Annotated in this window: 16 protein-coding genes; 7 read left to right on the top strand and 9 right to left on the bottom strand. The window is 56.3% G+C overall.

Features of this window, described 5'->3' with window-relative positions:
• Positions 1-35: 35 nt before the first annotated feature.
• On the bottom strand, positions 36-2,672 hold the full coding sequence (gyrA, locus tag ACOXYR_RS05785) for a DNA topoisomerase (ATP-hydrolyzing) subunit A (RefSeq protein WP_108473616.1): 2,637 nt from the start codon (positions 2,670-2,672) through the stop codon (positions 36-38).
• A 158-nt stretch (positions 2,673-2,830) separates the two neighbouring features.
• Here gyrA and ubiG point away from each other — a divergent pair, with 158 nt between their 5' ends.
• From ubiG to yfaE, 4 genes are all read left to right on the top strand, one after another.
• Positions 2,831-3,559 (top strand): bifunctional 2-polyprenyl-6-hydroxyphenol methylase/3-demethylubiquinol 3-O-methyltransferase UbiG, encoded by a 729-nt coding sequence (gene ubiG, locus ACOXYR_RS05780; RefSeq protein WP_407731344.1) that lies wholly within the window; start codon positions 2,831-2,833, stop codon positions 3,557-3,559.
• 347 nt (positions 3,560-3,906) lie between these two features.
• On the top strand, positions 3,907-6,192 hold the full coding sequence (gene nrdA, locus ACOXYR_RS05775) for a class 1a ribonucleoside-diphosphate reductase subunit alpha (protein ID WP_108473614.1): 2,286 nt from the start codon (positions 3,907-3,909) through the stop codon (positions 6,190-6,192).
• Between the two features lie 123 nt (positions 6,193-6,315).
• Complete coding sequence (nrdB, locus tag ACOXYR_RS05770; protein WP_113858012.1) at positions 6,316-7,446, top strand: class Ia ribonucleoside-diphosphate reductase subunit beta; 1,131 nt, start codon at positions 6,316-6,318, stop codon at positions 7,444-7,446.
• Positions 7,446-7,700: a class I ribonucleotide reductase maintenance protein YfaE gene (gene yfaE / locus ACOXYR_RS05765; protein ID WP_108473612.1), complete on the top strand. Its 255-nt coding sequence runs from the start codon at positions 7,446-7,448 to the stop codon at positions 7,698-7,700. The genes nrdB and yfaE overlap by 1 nt, the downstream gene beginning before the upstream one ends.
• Positions 7,701-7,759: 59 nt before the next feature.
• Here the strand turns inward: yfaE and inaA are convergent, their stop codons facing one another.
• Complete coding sequence (inaA, locus tag ACOXYR_RS05760; protein ID WP_108473611.1) at positions 7,760-8,410, bottom strand: lipopolysaccharide kinase InaA; 651 nt, start codon at positions 8,408-8,410, stop codon at positions 7,760-7,762.
• 212 nt (positions 8,411-8,622) lie between these two features.
• On the opposite strand from inaA, the gene glpA reads away from it, so the two are divergent.
• The 3 genes from glpA to glpC are packed head-to-tail and all read left to right on the top strand — an operon-like array spanning position 8,623 to position 12,684.
• Entirely contained in the window at positions 8,623-10,245 is a 1,623-nt protein-coding gene (gene glpA / locus ACOXYR_RS05755) for an anaerobic glycerol-3-phosphate dehydrogenase subunit A (protein WP_421355501.1), read from the top strand.
• Entirely contained in the window at positions 10,235-11,494 is a 1,260-nt protein-coding gene (gene glpB / locus ACOXYR_RS05750; RefSeq protein ID WP_421355500.1) for a glycerol-3-phosphate dehydrogenase subunit GlpB, read from the top strand. Before glpA ends, glpB begins: the two co-directional genes overlap by 11 nt.
• Positions 11,491-12,684, top strand: coding sequence for an anaerobic glycerol-3-phosphate dehydrogenase subunit GlpC (glpC, locus tag ACOXYR_RS05745; RefSeq protein ID WP_421355499.1), 1,194 nt, complete (start codon positions 11,491-11,493; stop codon positions 12,682-12,684). Before glpB ends, glpC begins: the two co-directional genes overlap by 4 nt.
• A 759-nt stretch (positions 12,685-13,443) precedes the next feature.
• Here the strand turns inward: glpC and ACOXYR_RS05740 are convergent.
• From ACOXYR_RS05740 to menD, 7 genes are all read right to left on the bottom strand, one after another.
• On the bottom strand, positions 13,444-14,640 hold the full coding sequence (locus ACOXYR_RS05740; protein WP_421355498.1) for a nicotinamide mononucleotide deamidase-related protein YfaY: 1,197 nt from the start codon (positions 14,638-14,640) through the stop codon (positions 13,444-13,446).
• Between the two features lie 96 nt (positions 14,641-14,736).
• Complete coding sequence (locus ACOXYR_RS05735; protein WP_189622763.1) at positions 14,737-15,279, bottom strand: YfaZ family outer membrane protein; 543 nt, start codon at positions 15,277-15,279, stop codon at positions 14,737-14,739.
• Positions 15,280-15,488: 209 nt separating this feature from the next.
• On the bottom strand, positions 15,489-16,862 hold the full coding sequence (menE, locus tag ACOXYR_RS05730) for an o-succinylbenzoate--CoA ligase (RefSeq protein WP_421355497.1): 1,374 nt from the start codon (positions 16,860-16,862) through the stop codon (positions 15,489-15,491).
• Positions 16,859-17,824, bottom strand: a complete 966-nt coding sequence (gene menC / locus ACOXYR_RS05725; RefSeq protein ID WP_421355496.1) for an o-succinylbenzoate synthase — start codon at positions 17,822-17,824, stop codon at positions 16,859-16,861. The genes menE and menC overlap by 4 nt, the downstream gene beginning before the upstream one ends.
• Positions 17,824-18,681: a 1,4-dihydroxy-2-naphthoyl-CoA synthase gene (gene menB / locus ACOXYR_RS05720; RefSeq protein ID WP_108473603.1), complete on the bottom strand. Its 858-nt coding sequence runs from the start codon at positions 18,679-18,681 to the stop codon at positions 17,824-17,826. The genes menC and menB overlap by 1 nt, the downstream gene beginning before the upstream one ends.
• Positions 18,682-18,695: 14 nt before the next feature.
• Positions 18,696-19,457: a 2-succinyl-6-hydroxy-2,4-cyclohexadiene-1-carboxylate synthase gene (menH, locus tag ACOXYR_RS05715; protein WP_108473602.1), complete on the bottom strand. Its 762-nt coding sequence runs from the start codon at positions 19,455-19,457 to the stop codon at positions 18,696-18,698.
• Entirely contained in the window at positions 19,454-21,124 is a 1,671-nt protein-coding gene (gene menD, locus ACOXYR_RS05710; RefSeq protein WP_421355495.1) for a 2-succinyl-5-enolpyruvyl-6-hydroxy-3-cyclohexene-1-carboxylic-acid synthase, read from the bottom strand. Before menD ends, menH begins: the two co-directional genes overlap by 4 nt.
• Positions 21,125-21,174: the final 50 nt, after the last annotated feature.

Below are 21,174 nucleotides of genomic sequence, written 5' to 3'. Positions count from 1 at the left end.
GTTTATAACCGGCCTTTATTGGTACGTCTCACGATTTACTCGTCAGCGTCATCCGCTACGTCGTCATCGGTGTCCGTTTCCGGTGCGATTTCATCGTCACCTTCTGCGGCGCTGCCGTCAATGGCGTCGAGTTCTTCGTCATCAACCGGTTCAGCCACACGTTGCAGACCCACTACGTTTTCATCTTCCGCAGTACGGATGAGGATCACGCCCTGGGTGTTACGACCGACGATGCTCACTTCGGAAACACGGGTACGCACCAGCGTACCGGCATCGGTGATCATCATTATCTGATCGCAATCGTCGACCTGCACCGCGCCCACAACGGAACCGTTACGCTCGGTCACTTTGATCGAGATAACGCCCTGCGTCGCGCGTGACTTGGTCGGATACTCTTCCGCCGCAGTACGTTTACCGTAGCCATTCTGGGTAACGGTCAGGATTGCGCCTTCGCCACGAGGAATGATCAGGGAAACGACTTTGTCTTCACCTGCCAGTTTAATGCCACGTACACCGGTCGCTGTACGCCCCATGGCGCGGACGGCGTCTTCTTTGAAGCGCACCACTTTACCGGCAGCAGAGAACAGCATGACTTCATCGGAACCGGACGTCAGGTCAACGCCAATCAGTTCATCGCCTTCGTTCAGGTTCACGGCGATAATACCGGCAGAACGCGGACGGCTGAACTCGGTCAGCGCCGTTTTCTTCACGGTACCGCTGGCGGTCGCCATAAAGACGTTCACGCCCTCTTCGTACTCGCGAACCGGCAGAATCGCAGTGATACGTTCGTCGGCTTCCAGCGGCAGCAGGTTGACGATCGGACGACCACGCGCGCCACGGCTGGCTTCCGGCAACTGATAAACTTTCATCCAGTACAGACGACCACGGCTGGAGAAGCAGAGTATCGTGTCATGGGTGTTCGCCACCAGCAGGCGGTCGATAAAGTCTTCTTCTTTAATACGTGCTGCTGATTTGCCTTTCCCGCCACGACGCTGCGCTTCGTAATCGGTAAGCGGCTGATATTTGACGTAACCCTGGTGAGACAGAGTCACGACAACATCTTCCTGGCTAATCAGATCTTCGATGTTGATGTCTGCGGTGTTAGCCGTGATTTCTGTACGACGATTATCGCCAAACTGCTCACGCACCAGCTCCAGCTCTTCGCGGATCACTTCCATCAGACGATCGGCGCTGCCAAGAATGTGCAGCAGTTCAGCGATCTGCTCCAGCAGCTCTTTGTATTCGTCGAGCAGTTTTTCATGCTCCAGGCCGGTCAGTTTCTGCAGACGCAGATCCAGAATCGCCTGTGCCTGCTGTTCGGTCAGGTAGTATTTACCGTCACGAACGCCGAATTCCGGCTCCAGCCACTCAGGGCGCGCGGCGTCATCGCCCGCACGTTCCAGCATGGCGGCAACGTTACCCAGATCCCACGGCTGTGCGACCAGGCCCGCTTTCGCTTCAGCCGGGGTCGGCGCACGACGGATCAGCTCGATGATCGGGTCGATGTTCGCCAGCGCAACGGCCAGTGCTTCAAGGATGTGCGCACGATCGCGCGCTTTACGCAGTTCGAAAATGGTACGACGTGTCACCACTTCGCGACGGTGACGCACGAATGCGGAAAGAATATCTTTCAGATTCATGATCTTCGGCTGGCCATGGTGCAGTGCCACCATGTTGATGCCGAAGGAAACCTGCAACTGAGTCTGGGAGTAGAGGTTGTTGAGAACCACTTCACCCACTGCGTCACGTTTCACTTCAATCACGATACGCATACCGTCTTTATCAGACTCGTCACGCAGCGCGCTGATGCCTTCCACGCGTTTATCTTTCACCAGTTCGGCGATTTTCTCGATCAGGCGCGCTTTGTTCACCTGATACGGAATTTCATGCACGATAATGGTTTCGCGGCCAGTTTTCGCGTCAGTTTCCACTTCCGCGCGAGCACGAATGTAGATTTTGCCACGACCGGTACGGTAGGCTTCTTCAATACCGCGACGACCATTGATGATGGCGGCCGTCGGGAAGTCCGGGCCCGGAATGTGTTCCATCAGCCCTTCGATGGTGATGTCTTCATCATCGATATAGGCCAGACAGCCATTGATCACTTCCGTGAGGTTGTGTGGCGGAATGTTCGTCGCCATACCTACCGCGATACCGGAAGAACCGTTGACCAGCAGGTTGGGAATTTTCGTTGGCATGACGTCCGGAATTTTTTCCGTGCCGTCATAGTTATCCACGAAGTCTACCGTCTCTTTTTCGAGATCGGCCATCAGCTCATGGGCAATTTTCGCCAGACGGATTTCCGTATAACGCATTGCCGCCGCGGAGTCGCCGTCGATAGAACCGAAGTTACCCTGGCCGTCAACCAGCATGTAACGCAGTGAAAACGGCTGCGCCATACGGACGATGGTGTCATACACCGCGGAATCACCATGGGGATGGTATTTACCGATTACGTCACCAACGACACGGGCAGATTTTTTATAGGCTTTGTTCCAGTCATTGCCCAATACGTTCATGGCGTAAAGTACGCGACGGTGTACCGGCTTCAGGCCATCTCGGACATCCGGCAGCGCACGGCCAACAATGACCGACATCGCGTAATCCAGATAGGAGCTCTTCAGCTCTTCCTCAATGTTGACCGGTGTAATTTCTCTCGCAAGGTCGCTCATCTAACCGCTATCCCTCTACTGTATCCCGGATTCAAAGGTCGCAAATTATAACACAACCGCGTAAAGACAGGTAAACCTATAGCGTTCTGCCGGAGCTTTATTCGCGTCGTTGTGCTGATATACTCGCGGTAATAATGAAATAAGGACCAGGAGTGCCCATGAATGCCGAAAAAAACACGTTAGCGCCCAACGTTGACCACGACGAGATTGCCAAATTTGAAGCCGTGGCTTCGCGCTGGTGGGATTTGGAAGGCGAGTTTAAACCGTTGCACCGGATCAACCCCCTGCGTCTGGGCTATATCGCCGAACGCGCTGACGGCCTTTTTGGCAAGAAAGTGTTGGATGTTGGCTGCGGCGGCGGCATTCTGGCCGAGAGCATGGCGCGTGAAGGCGCACAAGTCACCGGCCTAGATATGGGCTTCGAACCATTACAGGTGGCACGTTTGCACTCGCTGGAATCCGGGATTCACGTCGATTACGTGCAGGAAACGGTCGAAGAACATGCCGCGAAACATGCGCAGCAATATGATGTGGTCACCTGCATGGAAATGCTGGAGCACGTGCCAGACCCGCAATCGGTCGTAAAAGCCTGCGCACAATTGGTGAAGCCGGGCGGTCACGTCTTCTTCTCCACCCTGAACCGCAACGGCAAATCCTGGCTGATGGCGGTCATCGGTGCAGAGTACATTCTGAAAATGGTGCCAAAAGGCACGCATGATATTAAGAAGTTTATCAAGCCTGCCGAACTGCTGCGCTGGGTCGATGAAACCAACCTGCGCGAGCAGCATATGATCGGCCTGCACTACAACCCGCTGACCAACTCCTTTAAGCTGGCTCCGGGCGTTGATGTTAACTATATGTTGCATACAACGGACAAAAATAGCTGACATCAGAAGATATTCTTATATAGATTTGCGCTGCATCAAGCAGCGCTATCCTCCCTGTCGATGAAGAAATCGGCACTCGATCAAATTTTCATTTTTTTTTGCAAATCGTTGACATCCCTTACAGCCCTTACTGCGTGCGGACTTAGCCTTTTTTACGCTTTCTAAACCTCAATTTAACCTCAAAATCAACTCTTGTATGAGAAAGAAAGCAGACTAGAATACTCACCATATAGCGTTTCACTTATCAAAGAACCCCCATATATAGTATTTATCCACAGACTTAGCCACAAGCAACGTTTGTGGATAAGTGGGGGGATATTTCCTTTTCACGGACAGGTAAAAAGCACATGAATCAGAGTCTGCTGGTGACTAAGCGTGATGGCCGCACTGAGCGCATCAATCTCGATAAAATCCATCGAGTGCTCGACTGGGCGGCTGAAGGTCTGGAAAACGTCTCTATCTCTCAGGTTGAACTGCGTTCTCACATTCAGTTCTATGATGGGATTAAAACTTCCGATATCCATGAAACCATCATTAAAGCTGCAGCCGATCTGATCTCCCGCGACGCCCCGGATTACCAGTACCTGGCCGCACGCCTGGCGATTTTCCACCTGCGTAAAAAAGCCTACGGCCAGTTTGAGCCGCCGAAGCTGTTCGACCACGTACTGAAAATGGTTGAACTGGGTAAATACGACAATCATCTGCTGGAAGACTATACGGAAGAAGAGTTCAAGCAGATGGACTCTTTCATTGTCCACGACCGTGATATGACCTTCTCTTACGCTGCTGTAAAACAGCTTGAAGGCAAATACCTGGTACAGAACCGCGTAACGGGCGAAATCTACGAGAGCGCCCAGTTCCTCTATATTCTGGTTGCTGCGTGCCTGTTCTCGAACTATCCGCGCGACACGCGTCTGAGCTACGTTAAACGCTTCTATGATGCGGTTTCTACGTTCAAGATTTCTCTGCCGACGCCGATTATGTCCGGCGTGCGTACCCCGACTCGCCAGTTCAGCTCCTGTGTGCTGATCGAGTGCGGCGACAGCCTGGATTCCATCAACGCCACCTCCAGCGCGATCGTGAAATACGTTTCCCAGCGTGCGGGTATCGGCATTAACGCCGGTCGCATCCGTGCGTTGGGTAGCCCGATCCGTGGCGGTGAAGCGTTCCACACCGGCTGTATCCCGTTCTACAAGCACTTCCAGACGGCAGTGAAATCCTGCTCTCAGGGCGGCGTGCGCGGCGGTGCGGCAACGCTGTTCTACCCGATGTGGCATCTGGAAGTGGAAAGCCTGCTGGTACTGAAAAACAACCGCGGCGTCGAAGGCAACCGCGTGCGTCACATGGACTACGGCGTGCAGATCAACAAACTGATGTACACCCGTCTGCTGAAAGGCGGCGACATCACGCTGTTCAGCCCGTCTGACGTTCCTGGCCTGTACGACGCGTTCTTCGCCGATCAGGACGAATTCGAGCGCCTGTACGTGCAGTATGAAAACGACGACAGCATCCGCAAACAGCGCGTGAAAGCCGTTGAACTGTTCTCGCTGATGATGCAGGAACGCGCCTCCACTGGCCGTATCTACATCCAGAACGTCGACCACTGCAACACCCACAGCCCGTTTGATCCGGCGATTGCGCCAGTACGCCAGTCTAACCTGTGCCTGGAAATCGCCCTGCCGACCAAACCGCTGAACGACGTTAACGACGAAAACGGCGAAATCGCCCTCTGTACGCTTTCTGCGTTTAACCTGGGTGCTATCAAAGATCTGAGCGAGCTGGAAGAACTGGCCGTGCTGGCGGTGCGTGCGCTGGATGCGCTGCTTGATTATCAGGATTACCCAATTCTGGCCGCTAAACGTGGCGCCATGGGTCGTCGTACTCTGGGTATTGGCGTCATCAACTTTGCATACTGGCTGGCGAAAAACGGTAAACGTTATTCCGATGGCAGCGCCAACAACCTGACGCACGAAACGTTCGAAGCGATTCAGTACTATCTGCTGAAAGCCTCTAACGAACTGGCGATCGAACAAGGCGCATGCCCGTGGTTCAACGAAACCACCTACGCCAAAGGTATTCTGCCGATCGATACCTACAAGAAAGATCTGGATGCGATCACCAGCGAACCGCTGCACCTTGACTGGGAAGCCCTGCGCGAGTCTATTAAGACCCACGGTCTGCGTAACTCCACGCTCTCTGCCCTGATGCCATCCGAGACATCATCGCAGATTTCCAACGCCACTAACGGTATTGAACCGCCGCGCGGCTACGTCAGCATCAAAGCGTCGAAAGACGGTATCCTGCGTCAGGTTGTGCCGGACTACGAACACCTGCACGACGCGTATGAACTGCTGTGGGATATGCCGAACAACGACGGCTACCTGCAACTGGTGGGCATCATGCAGAAATTTATCGATCAGTCGATTTCTGCCAACACCAACTATGATCCGTCACGCTTCCCGTCAGGGAAAGTGCCGATGCAGCAGTTGCTGAAAGACTTGCTCACCGCCTATAAATTTGGCGTGAAAACCCTGTACTATCAGAACACCCGCGACGGGGCTGAAGATGCACAGGATGACCTGGTGCCGTCTATTCAGGACGATGGCTGCGAAAGCGGCGCGTGTAAGATCTGATCATTATTTCCCCCTCACCCCGGCCCTCTCCCGGAGGGAGAGGGTGAAAAGCGCACCGAGCCATTCCCTCTCCCTCCGGGAGGGGGTTAGGGTGAGGGGGCATTAAAACCACAGGACACATTCATGGCATATACCACCTTTTCACAGACGAAAAATGACCAGCTCAAAGAGCCGATGTTCTTCGGCCAGCCGGTCAACGTGGCCCGCTACGATCAGCAAAAATACGACATCTTCGAAAAGCTGATTGAAAAGCAGCTCTCCTTCTTCTGGCGGCCGGAAGAGGTTGACGTCTCCCGCGACCGCATTGATTACCAGGCGCTGCCAGAGCACGAAAAACATATTTTCATCAGCAACCTGAAGTATCAAACGCTGCTCGACTCCATTCAGGGCCGTAGCCCGAACGTCGCGCTGCTGCCGCTGATCTCCATTCCGGAACTGGAAACATGGGTGGAAACCTGGGCGTTTTCAGAAACTATCCACTCCCGCTCTTACACCCATATTATCCGTAACATCGTCAACGATCCGGCGATTGTGTTTGATGATATTGTGACCAACGAGCAGATTCAGAAACGCGCGGAAGGCATCTCCAGCTACTACGACGAACTGATTGAGATGACCAGCTACTGGCATCTGCTGGGTGAAGGCACGCATACGGTGAACGGCAAAACCGTTACCGTCAACCTGCGCGAACTGAAGAAAAAGCTCTACCTGTGTCTGATGAGCGTTAACGCGCTGGAAGCAATTCGTTTCTATGTCAGCTTCGCCTGCTCCTTCGCGTTTGCGGAACGTGAGCTGATGGAAGGCAATGCCAAGATCATTCGCCTGATCGCTCGTGACGAAGCGCTGCACCTGACCGGCACGCAGCATATGCTGAACCTGCTGCGCAGCGGCGTCGATGACCCGGAAATGGCAGAAATCGCGGAAGAGTGTAAACAGGAGTGTTATGACCTGTTCGTGCAGGCGGCCCTTCAGGAAAAAGAGTGGGCAGATTACCTGTTCCGCGACGGTTCGATGATCGGCCTGAACAAGGATATTCTTTGCCAGTACGTGGAATACATCACCAACATCCGCATGCAAGCGGTAGGTCTCGATCTGCCCTTCCAGACACGTTCTAACCCGATCCCGTGGATCAACACCTGGCTGGTGTCCGATAACGTGCAGGTGGCACCGCAGGAAGTGGAAGTGAGCTCTTACCTGGTCGGTCAGATTGACTCTGAAGTTAACACCGACGACCTGAGTGATTTCCAGCTCTGATGAGCCGCGTTATCCTTCGCATCTCTGGCACACAGTTAGTGTGCCAGGATGAACACCCTTCTCTGCTGGCGGCGCTGGAATCTCACAATGTTGCGGTTGAATATCAGTGCCGCGAAGGCTACTGCGGCTCATGCCGCACGCGGCTGGTCACGGGTCAGGTCGACTGGCTGACGGAGCCGCTGGCATTCATTCAGCCAGGCGAGATTTTGCCCTGCTGCTGCCGGGCGAAGGGCGATATTGAAATAGAAATGTAGAAAGGCGTGAGACCTTAATCAGGCCGGATAAGGCGCACGCCGCATCCGGCAGTTTTTCCTCACAATGCGTAATAGTACGCTTTCACCTTTTCCCAATCTGCTTTCGGAATCGGGTCGAGGTATTTTTCCAGCTGCGAGAAGTCATGATGAATCGCTTTTTCGCGACTCAGACGACGACGGCTTTTCTCAAGATCGAGGAAACCAGCTTCTACCGTACCTTCCGTTTTGACATAGATATGACGCACATAGCAACAACCGTGCTGACGATTCACGCTGTGCATCTTTTTGAAAGCCACGGCAACGGCCTTCAGCATGGCTTCACGGACGTCGTCCGGGAAAGGGGTAACCGCATGCTGATGATACCAGTCGCCAATGCTGATAAAACCTTTCATGTCTTCGGTGACCAACAACGCGCGCCATTCGCCATCAATCTTCATCGCTTTGCCATAAACGATCTTCGGCACGATAACGCCCGCTTTTTCGAGATCTTTAATCACGGCAATTTCACGCACAATGGTCGGGCGACCAAACGGATAGCGAACCGAGCGGAACAGGTGCTGGGTCATACGCTTCACGTACAGTTTTTTACCATCACGCTCAATACACTGGACGCCACTCATTCCGTTTCGGCGGTAGTTCGGCTCTTCAACCCAGTCACCTTCTGTCGCCCACCACTGATTAAATTCATCCAGTCCATTTGACACAGCCATTACTTGCCTCGCCCGCTATCGCTTAAACATTACCAAAAGTGAATCATATAATACCTTTATCAAAGCGCTTAGCATTTATCTGTTCATCTCATTTTTAGGCCCACAATGCGCGAAAACGAAAGCAATAAGTTCGAATGTGCGCAACATCAAACAAATTCTCCACAAATTATGGCCTACTGAAGACAAGGATATTGTTATGTAGGGGCAGGAAAATGCAGCAATCAGGGGAGTACGATGCGATTATCATCGGCGGTGGCGCCACCGGCGCGGGAATTGCCCGCGACTGCGCACTGCGTGGCCTCAAGGTCGTCCTGGTCGAACGCCACGACATTGCCACTGGCGCGACCGGACGCAACCACGGTCTGCTTCACAGCGGCGCACGCTACGCCGTCACCGATAGCGAATCGGCACGTGAATGCATCAGCGAAAACCGTATTCTGAAACATATCGCCCGCCACTGCATTGAGCCCACCGGCGGGCTGTTTATCACCCTGCCGGAAGATAGCCTCGACTTTCAATCGACCTTTTTACAGGCCTGCGCAAGCGCGGGTATCGACGCGCAGGCGATCGAGCCAGAGGAAGCCCTACGCATCGAACCGGGCGTTAACCCGGCGCTGACAGGCGCGGTAAAAGTGCCGGACGGCACGGTTGATCCCTTCCGTTTGACGGCTGCCAATATGCTGGATGCGCGCGAACACGGCGCGGACATTCTCACCGGTCATGAAGTCATTGGGCTGATTCGCGACGGCGCGAACGTGCGTGGCGTACGGTTATGCGCTCGCCAAACAAAGGAAACGCGTGAGCTTCGTGCGCAAGTAGTGGTGAACGCCGCCGGTATCTGGGGGCAACGCATCGCCGAGTACGCCGACCTGAGCATTCGCATGTTCCCGGCCAAAGGATCCCTGCTCATTCTCGATCATCGCATCAACCAGCACGTGATTAACCGCTGCCGCAAACCAGCTGATGCCGATATTCTGGTGCCGGGTGATACCATTTCGTTGATTGGCACCACCTCTATGCACATCGATTACAATGAAATTGACGATAACCGCGTCACCGCCCAGGAAGTGGATACACTCATCCGCGAAGGTGAAAAACTGGCGCCGCGCATGGGCCGCACGCGCATTCTGCGCGCTTACTCAGGCGTGCGCCCGTTAGTGGCCTGCGATGACGACCCCACCGGGCGCAACGTCAGCCGCGGCATTGTGTTATTCGATCACGCGCAGCGCGACGGTTTAGAGGGATTCATTACCATCACCGGTGGCAAACTGATGACCTATCGCCTGATGGCCGAATGGGCCACCGACGCGGTGTGTCGCAAAGTCGGAAACACGACATCGTGTTCCACCGCCGCAACACCTTTACCCGGTTCACGTGAAAGCCAGGAGAAAACACTCCAGCGCATCATCTCGTTGCCTGCGCCACTGCGGGGTTCCGTGATTTATCGTCACGGCGACCGCACGCCAGGCTGGATCGGCGACAACCGCCTGCATCGTAGCCTGGTATGTGAATGTGAAGCCGTTACGGCAGGCGAAGTGCAGTATGCCGTAGAAAACCTGAATGTTCGCAATCTGCTCGATCTGCGTCGTCGCACCCGCGTCGGTATGGGCACGTGTCAGGGCGAATTGTGCGCCTGCCGCGCGGCGGGTCTGCTGCCACGTTTTCACGCCACCAATGCCAGCCAGTCGCTGAAACAACTGTCCGATTTCCTTAATGAGCGCTGGAAAGGCGTGCAGCCAATCGCCTGGGGCGATGCGCTGCGCGAAAGCGAACTGACACGCTGGGTTTATCAGGGGCTATGCGGGCTGCAAAAGGAGCATCAGGATGAAATTTGATACGGTTATCATTGGCGGTGGCCTGGCCGGGCTCGTGTGCGGGTTACAGCTTCAGTCACAAGGCTTGCACTGCGCCATTGTCAGCCGCGGGCAAAGCGCGCTGAACTTCGCATCAGGCTCGCTGGATCTCCTGAGCAAGTTGCCCGATGGGCAGCCTGTTGAGGATGTGCTTCTCGGCCTGAAAGCATTAGTGCGGCAAGCCCCTGAGCATCCTTACAACAAAGTGGGCTGCGAGAACGTTTTCTCGTACGCCCGTCAGGCACAAGCGCTGTTCAGCGCTTGTGGTATCGATTTTCAGGGCGACGCCGGGCAGCCGCATCAACGTGTGACTCCACTGGGCTTGTTGCGCAGCGCCTGGCTCAGCCCACGTGAGACGCCGCGCTTCCCGCCCGTTGCCAGCAAAGTCCGTATTGTGGGAATAACCGGCTTTCTCGATTTTCAGGCTCCGCTTGCCGCTGCATCATTACGCAAACAGGGCCTCGACGTTGATTCGGTTGAAATCGACCTGCCGCAACTGGATGTACTGCGCGAAAACGCCAGCGAATTCCGCGCGGCAAACATCGCACGCCTGCTCGACCAGCCGGAACAATGGCAACCGTTGTACGATGCACTCGCTCCGCTGGCAGAAGGTTACGATGCCCTGTGGCTTCCGGCCTGTTTTGGCGCCAGCGATAGCCAACTGTATGACTGGCTTTCCGCAAAGCTCAGCTGCGCGCTCCATCTACTGCCAACGCTCCCACCATCCGTACCCGGCATGCGGTTACAGGCGCAGCTTCAGCGGCAGTTTATCCGCGCGGGCGGCGTGTGGATGCCGGGCGATGAGGTACAAAAAGTGACGCTGGAACATCAACGCGCCACCGCTGTCTGGACGCGTAACCACGCAGATATTCCCCTGCGTGCACGTTATGTCGTGCTGGCGAGCGGCAGTTTCTTTAGCAACGGATTAATCGCCAACCGTGAAACGATTCGCGAGCCGGTGCTTAATCTCGATGTGATGCAGGCGGCAAGCCGCGCATTATGGTCTCGACCGGATGTTTTTGATCCTCAGCCCTGGCAGCAGTTTGGGGTTGCGACCGATGCAATGCTGCGCCCGGCCATTGGTGGAAAGCAACTGGAAAATGTGTTTGTGATTGGTTCGGTGCTGGGCGGCTGCGATGCCATCGCTCAGGGCTGTGGCGGTGGCGTTTGTGCGGTGACGGCACTTCATGCCGCGCAGCAAATCGCCCTGCTGGTGGGAGGTGAAGCATGAGTAACGGCCAGTTCGAGAATTGCATCAAATGTACCGCCTGCACCACGGCCTGCCCAATCAGCCGGGTGAATCCGCGTTATCCGGGGCCGAAACAGGCAGGGCCGGACGGCGAACGGCTGCGCCTGAAAGATGGCGCGCTGTATGACGAGGCGCTGAAATATTGCATCAACTGCAAACGCTGCGAAGTGGCCTGCCCGTCCGATGTCAAAATTGGCGATATCATCCAGCGCGCCCGCGCGCGCTATGACGTCACCACGCCGTCATTGCGTAACCGCATACTCAGCCATACGGATCTGATGGGGCAGATGTCGACGACGTTTGCACCTCTGGTGAATGCGGCAACGGGGCTGAAGCCCGTGCGTCATCTGCTGGATGCAGCGCTTAAAATTGATCATCGCCGCACGCTGCCAAAATACTCCTTCGGCACCTTCCGCCGCTGGTATCGCAGCGTGGCAAAACAGCAGGCGCAGTTTGCCGAGCAGGTGGCTTTTTTCCACGGCTGCTACGTCAACTATAACCATCCACAATTGGGCAAAGATTTAATTAACGTGCTGAATGCGCTGGGAACGGGCGTCCAGCTGTTGAGCAAAGAGAAATGTTGCGGCGTGCCGTTGATTGCTAACGGGTTCACCGATAAGGCACGCAAGCAGGCACAAAGCAACGTCGCATCACTGCGCGAGGCCATTGAAGATAAATCGCTGCCGGTTATCGCGACCTCTTCCACCTGTACCTTTACGCTGCGCGATGAATATCCGCATCTGCTGAATGTCGATAACGGCGGCCTGCGCGAGCATATCGACCTTGCCACGCGCTGGCTGTGGCGAAAACTGGACGAAGGGAAAACGCTGCCGCTAAAACCGTTGCCGCTGAAGGTGGTGTATCACACACCGTGTCATATGGAGAAAATGGGCTGGACGCTGTACACACTGGAACTGCTGCGGCAAATTCCCGGGCTGGAGCTTACGGTGCTCGATTCCCAGTGCTGCGGTATTGCGGGTACCTATGGCTTTAAATCGGAGAATTACCCCACGTCCCAAGCCGTCGGCGCCCCGCTGTTCCGCCAGATAGAGGAAAGCGGCGCGGATATCGTGGTGACCGATTGCGAAACCTGTAAGTGGCAAATCGAGATGTCCACCAGCAAGCGCTGCGAACACCCGATTACGCTGCTGGCGCAGGCGCTGTCGGCATAAACCGAGGACAAAGCCTGATGCGCTTCGCTTATCAGGCCTACCATATCAGGTGAAATGTGTAGGCCGGATAAGGCGCAGCCGCATCCGGCAATGCCACCGGCACAATGCCTGATGCGCTTCGCTTATCAGGCCTACCGGGTCAGGTGAAATGTGTAGGCCGGATAAGGCGCAGCCGCATCCGGCAACGCCACCGGCACAAAGCCTGATGCGCTTCGCTTATCAGGCCTACCCGGTCAGGGGAAATTTGTAGGCCGGATAAGGCGCAGCCGCATCCGGCAATGCCACCGGCACAAGGCCTGATGCGCTTCGCTTATCAGGCCTACCGGGTCAGGGGGAATCTGTAGGCCGGATAAGGCGCAGCCGCATCCGGCAATGCCACCGGCACAATGCCTGATGCGCTTCGCTTATCAGGCCTACCGGGTCAGATGAAATTTGTAGGCCGGATAAGGCGCAGCCGCATCCGGCTATGCCACCGGCACAATGCCTGATGCGCTTCGCTTATCAGGCCTACCGGGTCAGGTGAAATGTGTAGGCCGGATAAGGCGCAGCCGCATCCGGCAATACCACCGGCACAATGCCTGATGCGCTTCGCTTATCAGGCCTACCCGGTCAGGGGGAATTTGTAGGCTGGATAAGGCGCAGCCGCATCCGGCAATGCCACCGGCACAAAGCCTGATGCGCTTCGCTTATCAGGCCTACCCGGTCAGGGGAAATCTGTAGGCCGGATAAGGCGCAGCCGCAGCCGGCAATGCCACACCACTACACCTTCAGCGTTTCCACCACTTCAATCCAGCCGTGCTCGCTCGCAACATCCATACCGTTAAGCCAGCGGCGCAGCATGTTCATTGCCATCATGGCGCAGACCTGCTGACGCACAACCAGACTGTGACGCGTGGTATTGAACTTCACGCGCAGCGCCCAGGTGCCTTCCACGGTGGAGAGCGCGAAGTTCAGATGCTCATTTTCGAGCCCGGTTACCGCTAGCGCTACGCCAGCAAAATGGTTTTCGCGGCGTTCTTGTGCCCAACGTGCCGTTTGTGCCAGCGTTTCTTCCTGCGACGGAATCACCTCACTGGCCAGTAGCGGCGCGCCCGCGCGTTGCAGTTCCAGCGCCAGCAGCCCACCGGTAAACTGCTCGCTAAGCGTCAGGCTCAGTTGCTTATCCAGCAAGGCGCGAGCAAGCTGTTTCGGCAGGCCTTCCGTTCCTTCAAAAATCAGACTCTCGCCCGCCACTTTTTTCACTTCCGGCCACAGGGCTTCCATTGCCTGACGTTCACTCGCCGGGCCAGTCAGCTTGAGTTCTATAATCGGCATCGATGAACGATAGCCCATCGATACGCCCGCAGGCAGCGTCAGATGTTCAAGGCTTTGCGCAAGGTCGCTTTCCGAACGTCCGAAGGTAGTGAGACGCAGGCACAGCGGCGGCTCAGGAATGTCAAAGCGAGCTCGCAGACGTGGCAAAATTTCCTGCTGAACCATCACTTTAAATTCAGACGGCACGCCAGGGGTGAAGAAAATAAGGCAGCGGTTAAGCTTGATGGCAAAACCGCAGGCCGTACCCACCGGGTTATCGATAAACTCGGCGCTGGCAGGAATTTCCGCCTGTTTGCGATTGGCTGGTGCCATCACGCGGCCACGCTCTTTGAAAAATTTCTCCATCTGCGCCAGCCACGGTTCATGCAGTACCAGCGATTCACCTTTCGCCGTTGCGGCAGCAAGCGCGCTTAAATCATCGCTGGTCGGCCCTAAACCGCCATTTACAATCAGGACATCAGCCTGGGTGCTGCGCTCGCGCAAAATCGCCACCAGGTCATCGAGTTTGTCGCCTACGGTGTTACGCCGGGAAAGCGGTAAACCTTGTTCAAATAAGAAATCAGCAAGCCAGGCCGCATTGGTATCAACAATTTGCCCGTATAAGACTTCATCGCCCGTAGACAGCATCTCTACGTTTATCATCGCTTTCTCCAGTAAAAGAGGACGATTTACTATAGCGCAAGGCGAGGAATAAAAACGAGAAAACTGGCGCGGCAGCGTGCCACGCCGGGGGGAGAATCAGAAATTGGCGCTGACGCCGACGTAGGGGCCATCGGCAACGGCACTGTCGCGATTGCCATCTTTGCCCGCGAGGTTGATATAGCGATAACCCGCTTCCACGCTTAACGGACGCATAATCATAAAGCGGCCACCCGCGTTAGCTTCTTCGTAATCTTTGACGCCGCTGGAAAGTGAATCCGGCGAGTAGTAATACTCACCGAACAAACGGAAGCGCTCACCCAGTTCCCACTGTAACCCACCGCCAACTGCCGCCGCGTAACCATCGTCACCGTAGTTCGGGCTCAGATAAACACCTTTGCCGCCCGCTGTTGCCATAAACGGCCCTAATGGAATGTTCAACCCCAACGCCGCGCCCACAATATCGCCGTGATCGTCGTTATGCGCCCAGTTACCGCTCAGCGCAAGCCCTGTAGATTCGGTACCAAAGCCGACGCCGATATTGGTATATTCTTCGCCAGCCTGGCCGCTGATGCTAATTGCATTTGCCGCAACCGGGAGCAACAACATCCCCATCAGGCCAAATAGAATGCTCTTTTTCATTTTATTCCTTTCCCGCAACCACTGTGTGAATAGCCAAAAAAAACGGGCGAATTGTACTGCTCAATTTTGCCAACCGCATGAACTAAAAGGGCGATCATACTTTTAAATGTAACTAATTACGTCACAAAAGTATTTTGAGAAATACGCAGAAAGACAGGGAAAGAAGAATCGGGAAACAGAGGCTTATCCCGATTCATTACAGAGGAGAGCTAGCGGGGAGATGGACCTAAAATCTGTGAGACCCACGTCCGCAATTGATGACGCGAGACTTTGATCCCGCTATTTTTCATCGTTTCCGGCAACCGTAGCCAGTGACACGGTTGCTGGAAGCCGGCCAGTTTACCTTTCACCCAGCCAGCGAGGAGAGTAAGGTCGACATCGCCTTCACAGTCCACTACCGCGACCGGGCGCTGCCCGAACTCGGGGTCGTCCAGCGGAACGATAAACACCTGTGAAACCGCAGGGTGCGCCACAATCACCCGCTCCACTTCTTCCGGCTGTATACCTTCCCCACCGCTAAAGAAGAGGTTATCCATGCGCCCAACGATATAGAGCTTACCGTCGCGAATTTCGCCGCGATCGCGCGTGGCAAACCAACCTTCGGCATTGACCAGCGGCACAAGCGCGCCATCGCGCCAATAGCCCGAGGCCATACTTTGCGCGCGTAGCCAGATTTCACCGTTCACCAGTTTGAGCTCACGCCCGGCAAGCGGCGTCCCCACATCATCGCCACCGTTGGCTTCCCGCGCGCAGACGGTAGAGGCAAATTCGGTCAAGCCGTAGCCGCAGAAGGTACGGATACCCATCGTGCTTGCCTGCTCAGTAAGCTCGGCGGGAATGGCTGCACCGCCTAACAGCACGGCTTTCAGCGACAGAGGCTGTTTATCATTCAGCAAACGCCAGAGCTGAGTCGGCACGAGCGAGGCGTGGGTACACCCTTGCAGCGCTTCGGCGAGTGGACGCTCGCTCACCGCCATCTGCGCGCCGGCGTAAAGCCAGCGCCAGAAAATCCCCTGCCCGGAGACGTGGAATAGCGGCAACGACAAGAGCCAACATTCATCCTGTGCAAACGGAATTAAACTTAACACGCCCTGCGCGCTGGCAAGATGCGCCGCGCAGGTGTGCGCCGCCGCTTTCGGCAGGCCCGTGGAGCCCGATGTGAGCGTCATCGAAGTCAGACGTTCAGGTCGCCAGCCAATATCGTGATAATCCGTTGATTCTTGCAGCGTGAGGCGCGGCAGTGAATCGGCAATCTCACTGCTTTCCAGAGTGAGCACGTGACGCAGCGTTAACGCTGGCAGTAAGGCATTAATCAGCGTCGTGGGCAGACGAGGGTTGAGCGGCAAAATGCGCGCCCCGCACTGTAACAATGCCAGCCAGGCCAGCACCGTTTCATCCCGGTTGCGGGCGCAGAGGGCGACCCCGTCGCCATCACGTACACCCTGCGCCTGAAAACCGGCCGCCAGCGCGTCGATGCGCTCACATAACGCAGCCCAGTTAAGCGTCTCGTTGTCGAGACGCAGCGCAGTCATATCACCCCGCTGCGCTCGCCAGTCACGCCAGGGCCAGGTTGAAAAACTCACAACAGCGGCTCCAGCGACAGCATATCCAGGCACGGCAACGGGTTATCCGGCCAGCGGCGAAGTAACTGTGCCTGCATCAGGTTCAGCGTGTCGAGACCCGGAATCGTATCCGGCGTCAGCCAGGCCGCAATCCGCGCTAGCTGCGTCAGCCCAAGGCTCGACTCAATGGAAGAGCTGATGACCGCCGTCAAGCCCAATGCATGTGCTGCCGCCACCTGCGCCTGCACTTTTTGCAGGCTACCGGTGAGGGTCGGTTTAATCACCACCGCGCGCACGCCGGGCTCCGCTTCAAAGCGGAAATCGTCATCGCGCAGACTTTCATCCCATGCGATAGCAATGCCGGTTTCTGCGGCAAACGTGCGCGAATCGTCGCGTGTTTTGCACGGTTCTTCGAGAAAAGCGATGCGTTCGCGGAACGCCGGGTTGACGTATTTGGCAAACTGCTGCGCTTTCAGCGGCGTCCAGGCGCGATTGGCATCCAGACGCAGATGTAAATCGGGAATCGCTTCCAGCAGCAGATTGACCACCATGCCGTCGCGCACGGCCTCGTACAGCCCGACTTTCACCTTCGCCACTTTTTCGCCGGACATATCGGCCAGCGCCAGCACCAGTTCATCCGGGTCGCCGGTGCACAGTGGCGCGGCACGATAATCCGCCGTTATCGGCAGCGTATCGTCGAGTTCCGCCAGTGCGCAGCTAATGCCAAACGCCGCCGAGGGCAGCTCCGGCAACGGGGTCTCAACCCCCTGTCGCCAGTGTTGAACCCAGTCCAGTAAAGCGGATTGCGCCTCGTCCAGCGTTTCACGGCTAAAGCCCGGAAGTGGGGAGACTTCCCCCCAGCCTTCGCGCTCACCGTCACGCAGCCAGACAAACAATCCGTCGCGGGTTTTCAGCCGCCGTTCGCGCAGTACCACACTCGCGTCCATCGGTACCTGCCAGCGGTAAACCTGCGCGTGTCGCATTACGGGTTCCGTTTAAATTTGCTGAAATCAGGCTGACGTTTCTGGTTAAACGCATTGCGCCCTTCCTGACCTTCTTCAGTCATGTAGAACAGCATCGTGGCGTTACCCGCCAGTTCCTGCAGGCCCGCCTGACCATCACAGTCGGCGTTCAGCGCGGCTTTCAGGCAACGCAGCGCCATCGGGCTGTTTTGCAGCATTTCGCGACACCAGCGAATGGTCTCTTTTTCGAGGTCAGCCAGCGGTACCACGGTGTTCACCAGGCCCATATCCAGCGCTTCCTGAGCATTGTACTGACGGCACAGGAACCAAATTTCACGCGCTTTTTTCTGCCCGACGATACGCGCCATGTAGGATGCGCCCCAGCCGCCGTCGAAGGAGCCCACTTTCGGGCCCGTCTGACCAAAGATAGCGTTTTCTGCCGCAATCGTCAGGTCACACATCATGTGCAGTACGTGACCGCCGCCGATGGAGTAGCCAGCCACCATCGCCACCACCGGTTTCGGGCAGGTGCGGATCTGGCGCTGGAAATCGAGCACGTTCAGGTGGTGCGTACCCGCATCATCCTGGTATCCGCCGTAGTCGCCGCGCACTTTCTGATCGCCACCGGAACAGAAGGCCTTGTCACCTTCGCCAGTCAGGACGATCACGCCAATATTGTCGTCATAGCGCGCATCCGCGAGCGCCTGGATCATCTCTTTGACCGTCAACGGGCGGAACGCATTACGTACCTGAGGACGGTTAATGGTGATTTTGGCGATGCCGTCAGCGGATTTCTGGTAACGAATGTCAGTGTAGCCTTCAGAACAGTCTTGCCATTCAATCGGGGCGTAAAGCATAGCTTCATCAGGATAGATCATAGTGTGTCCTATAGTCAGAGATGCACAATCTGCGCCAGACACGCCACCACGCCCTCGGGGTTTTCCCGGTGCGCGTTGTGTCCGGCATTACGAATTACATGGCAAGGCGCGGCAAGTTCATCGGCAATGGCCCTGAATTTGCTATCGCGTTCGCCGCAGAGATACCAGAATGGGAAGGCACGATCGCGCAGGGCACCGCGCAGATCGTCCTGCACGCTTAACGACGTTGCTAAAAGCATAGCCGCCAGCGCGCTGCCGTCATTATTTTGGCGTAGCGCCACCAGCGCGTCGCGCTGTGCAGGCGTCAGGCTGGCAAAGACCGGCTGCCGATACCAGGCGTCAAACACCTGGTTCAGGGGTTCATGGGCAAAACGCTGCGCCCAGCGATTGTCCGATTGCCAGCGCTGCGCGCGTTGTTCGGCACTTTGCAGCCCGGGATGGCCGCCCTCAACCACCACGCCCAGCAACCCTTGCGGCTGATGCTGGCAGGCAAAGGTCATCGCAATACGACCGCCCAGCGAGTAGCCAATCAGCCAGTAGCTGAGGATGTTGTAACTAAGTAACGTAGTCTGTAACGCCGCGCAAACATCGGCGAAGTGGGTTACCCGGCAATCGGCAGAACTGCCGTGACCGGGGAGATCGATATAAAGCCGCGAGGCGCGCGGGAACGCCTCGCCTACCGTTTGCCACTCATGGCAGTCGCCGGAGAAACCGTGCAGAAATACCAGCCACGGTTGCCCCGCATCACCTTCGCGCGCAACGGCATTTAACATCATAGGTGGCTGACCTGCGCCAGCAGTTGTTGCAGGGTTTGCGTGCCATCGGTGTCATTCACCACCAGCTCAATCACCGTGGTGGCGGGTGTACGCCAGGCTTTATCAAGCGCGGTTTCAAGCGCGGCCCAGTCCTGCGGCTGATGATAATTCAGGCCAAACATTTTCGCCGCATGTTCGAAATGTACATTCTGCGGCATGGCGTAGAAGCGTTCGCGTTCTTCCACCGGGGTGGGTAGCAGTGAGAAAATCTGCCCGCCGTTGTTATTCACCACGATGAGTACGAAAGGTGCGGAAACCTGACGCAGCAACGCCAGTGCATTGAGGTCATACAACGCGGAGAGATCGCCCACAATCGCCAGCGTTGATTTAGCGCTGGCACGCTGCACGCCCGCCGCCGTGGAGATCAAACCGTCGATACCGCTGGCCCCGCGATTGCTGTAGACCGGATACCCGGCAGGGAGCTGGCTTAGCGCGTCAATCAGACGTACCACCAGGCTGTTGCCGACAAAGAGCTGCCCCTGCTGCGGTAAATAATGGCGAATGCGGTGCGCCAGCTGCGCTTCACCGAAGGTTTCGCTGATGGCGCACACGCCCTCCCACGCCTGCTCAGCAAGACGCGGGATCGCCGTACACCACGGCGTGCGTTTTTCTGCCGGATGCAGTTCCAGCCAATGGTCGATGTCGCATACCAGTCGGCGACCACGATGATGTGCCGGATCGAGCCGCCCGGTGAGATTATCCACCAGCCAGTACTCCTCCGGTTCACAGGCCTGCTGCCACTGCAACAGGCGTTTGCCCGTCAAGCTGCTGCCAATCTGCACCACGATTTGCGCCTGAGCCAGTTCACTCACTGCCGCCGCATTACCCAGCCACAAATCCGCGCAGGGCAAGGGTTGGCCCGTTTGCGAAAGGACATCGCCAATCAGCGGCCAGCCGAGCGTTTTCGCCCATTCGGCAACCTTTTTGCCCTCTTCCGCGCTCATGCGTCCGGCAACCACAACGCCACGCTTTTGCCGCCAGAAGAACCAGTCACGCTGCTTATTGCTTTCAAGATGCAGCGACTCGCGCAGCCAGGGTTTGTCTTCCTGCCACCAGTTACCCAGCGCCTGCTGCCAGTCGAGGCCCGTGTCGTCCATCTCACCGTACAGTGGTTCCGCGAACGGGCAGTTAATGTGTACGCCGCCCGCATGCAGCGAACCCAGCGCATGATCAATCGAAGAGACCAGCCAGCGAGCCGGAATATCCTGGCTCGGACGCGGCAGAGAAAGCGTTTCAGAGGGATGTGAAGCAAACATGCCCGGCTGACGAATCGCCTGATTCGCCCCACAGTCAATCAGCTCCGGCGGCCTGTCGGCGGTCAGAAGTATGATTTTTTCCCCGGTGAGCCCGGCTTCAATTAGCGCCGGATAGAGGTTCGCCACCGCAGTTCCTGAGGTAACAATCACCGCAACCGGTTGGCGACTGACCTTCGCCAGCCCTAACGCCAAATGCCCCAGCCCACGCTCATCAAAATGCGTGTGATGAATAAATGTACGGTTTTCAGCTGCCGCCAGGGTGAGCGGTGTGGAACGTGACCCCGGAGCGATGCAGATATGGCGCACGCCGTGACGGGTTAAAGCTTCAAGGATCACCGCCGCCCAGCGTCGGTTGAAAGCGCTTACTGACATATGTTTGTCCGGTATCAATATTGCGACTCAGTATAAATAATACGAAACAA

The organism is Pseudocitrobacter faecalis (genome assembly GCF_965231525.1).
GTDB lineage: Bacteria > Pseudomonadota > Gammaproteobacteria > Enterobacterales > Enterobacteriaceae > Pseudocitrobacter > Pseudocitrobacter faecalis.
Note: the sequence above shows the minus strand (reverse complement) of the source record. Positions and strands in the feature narration are given on the sequence as shown.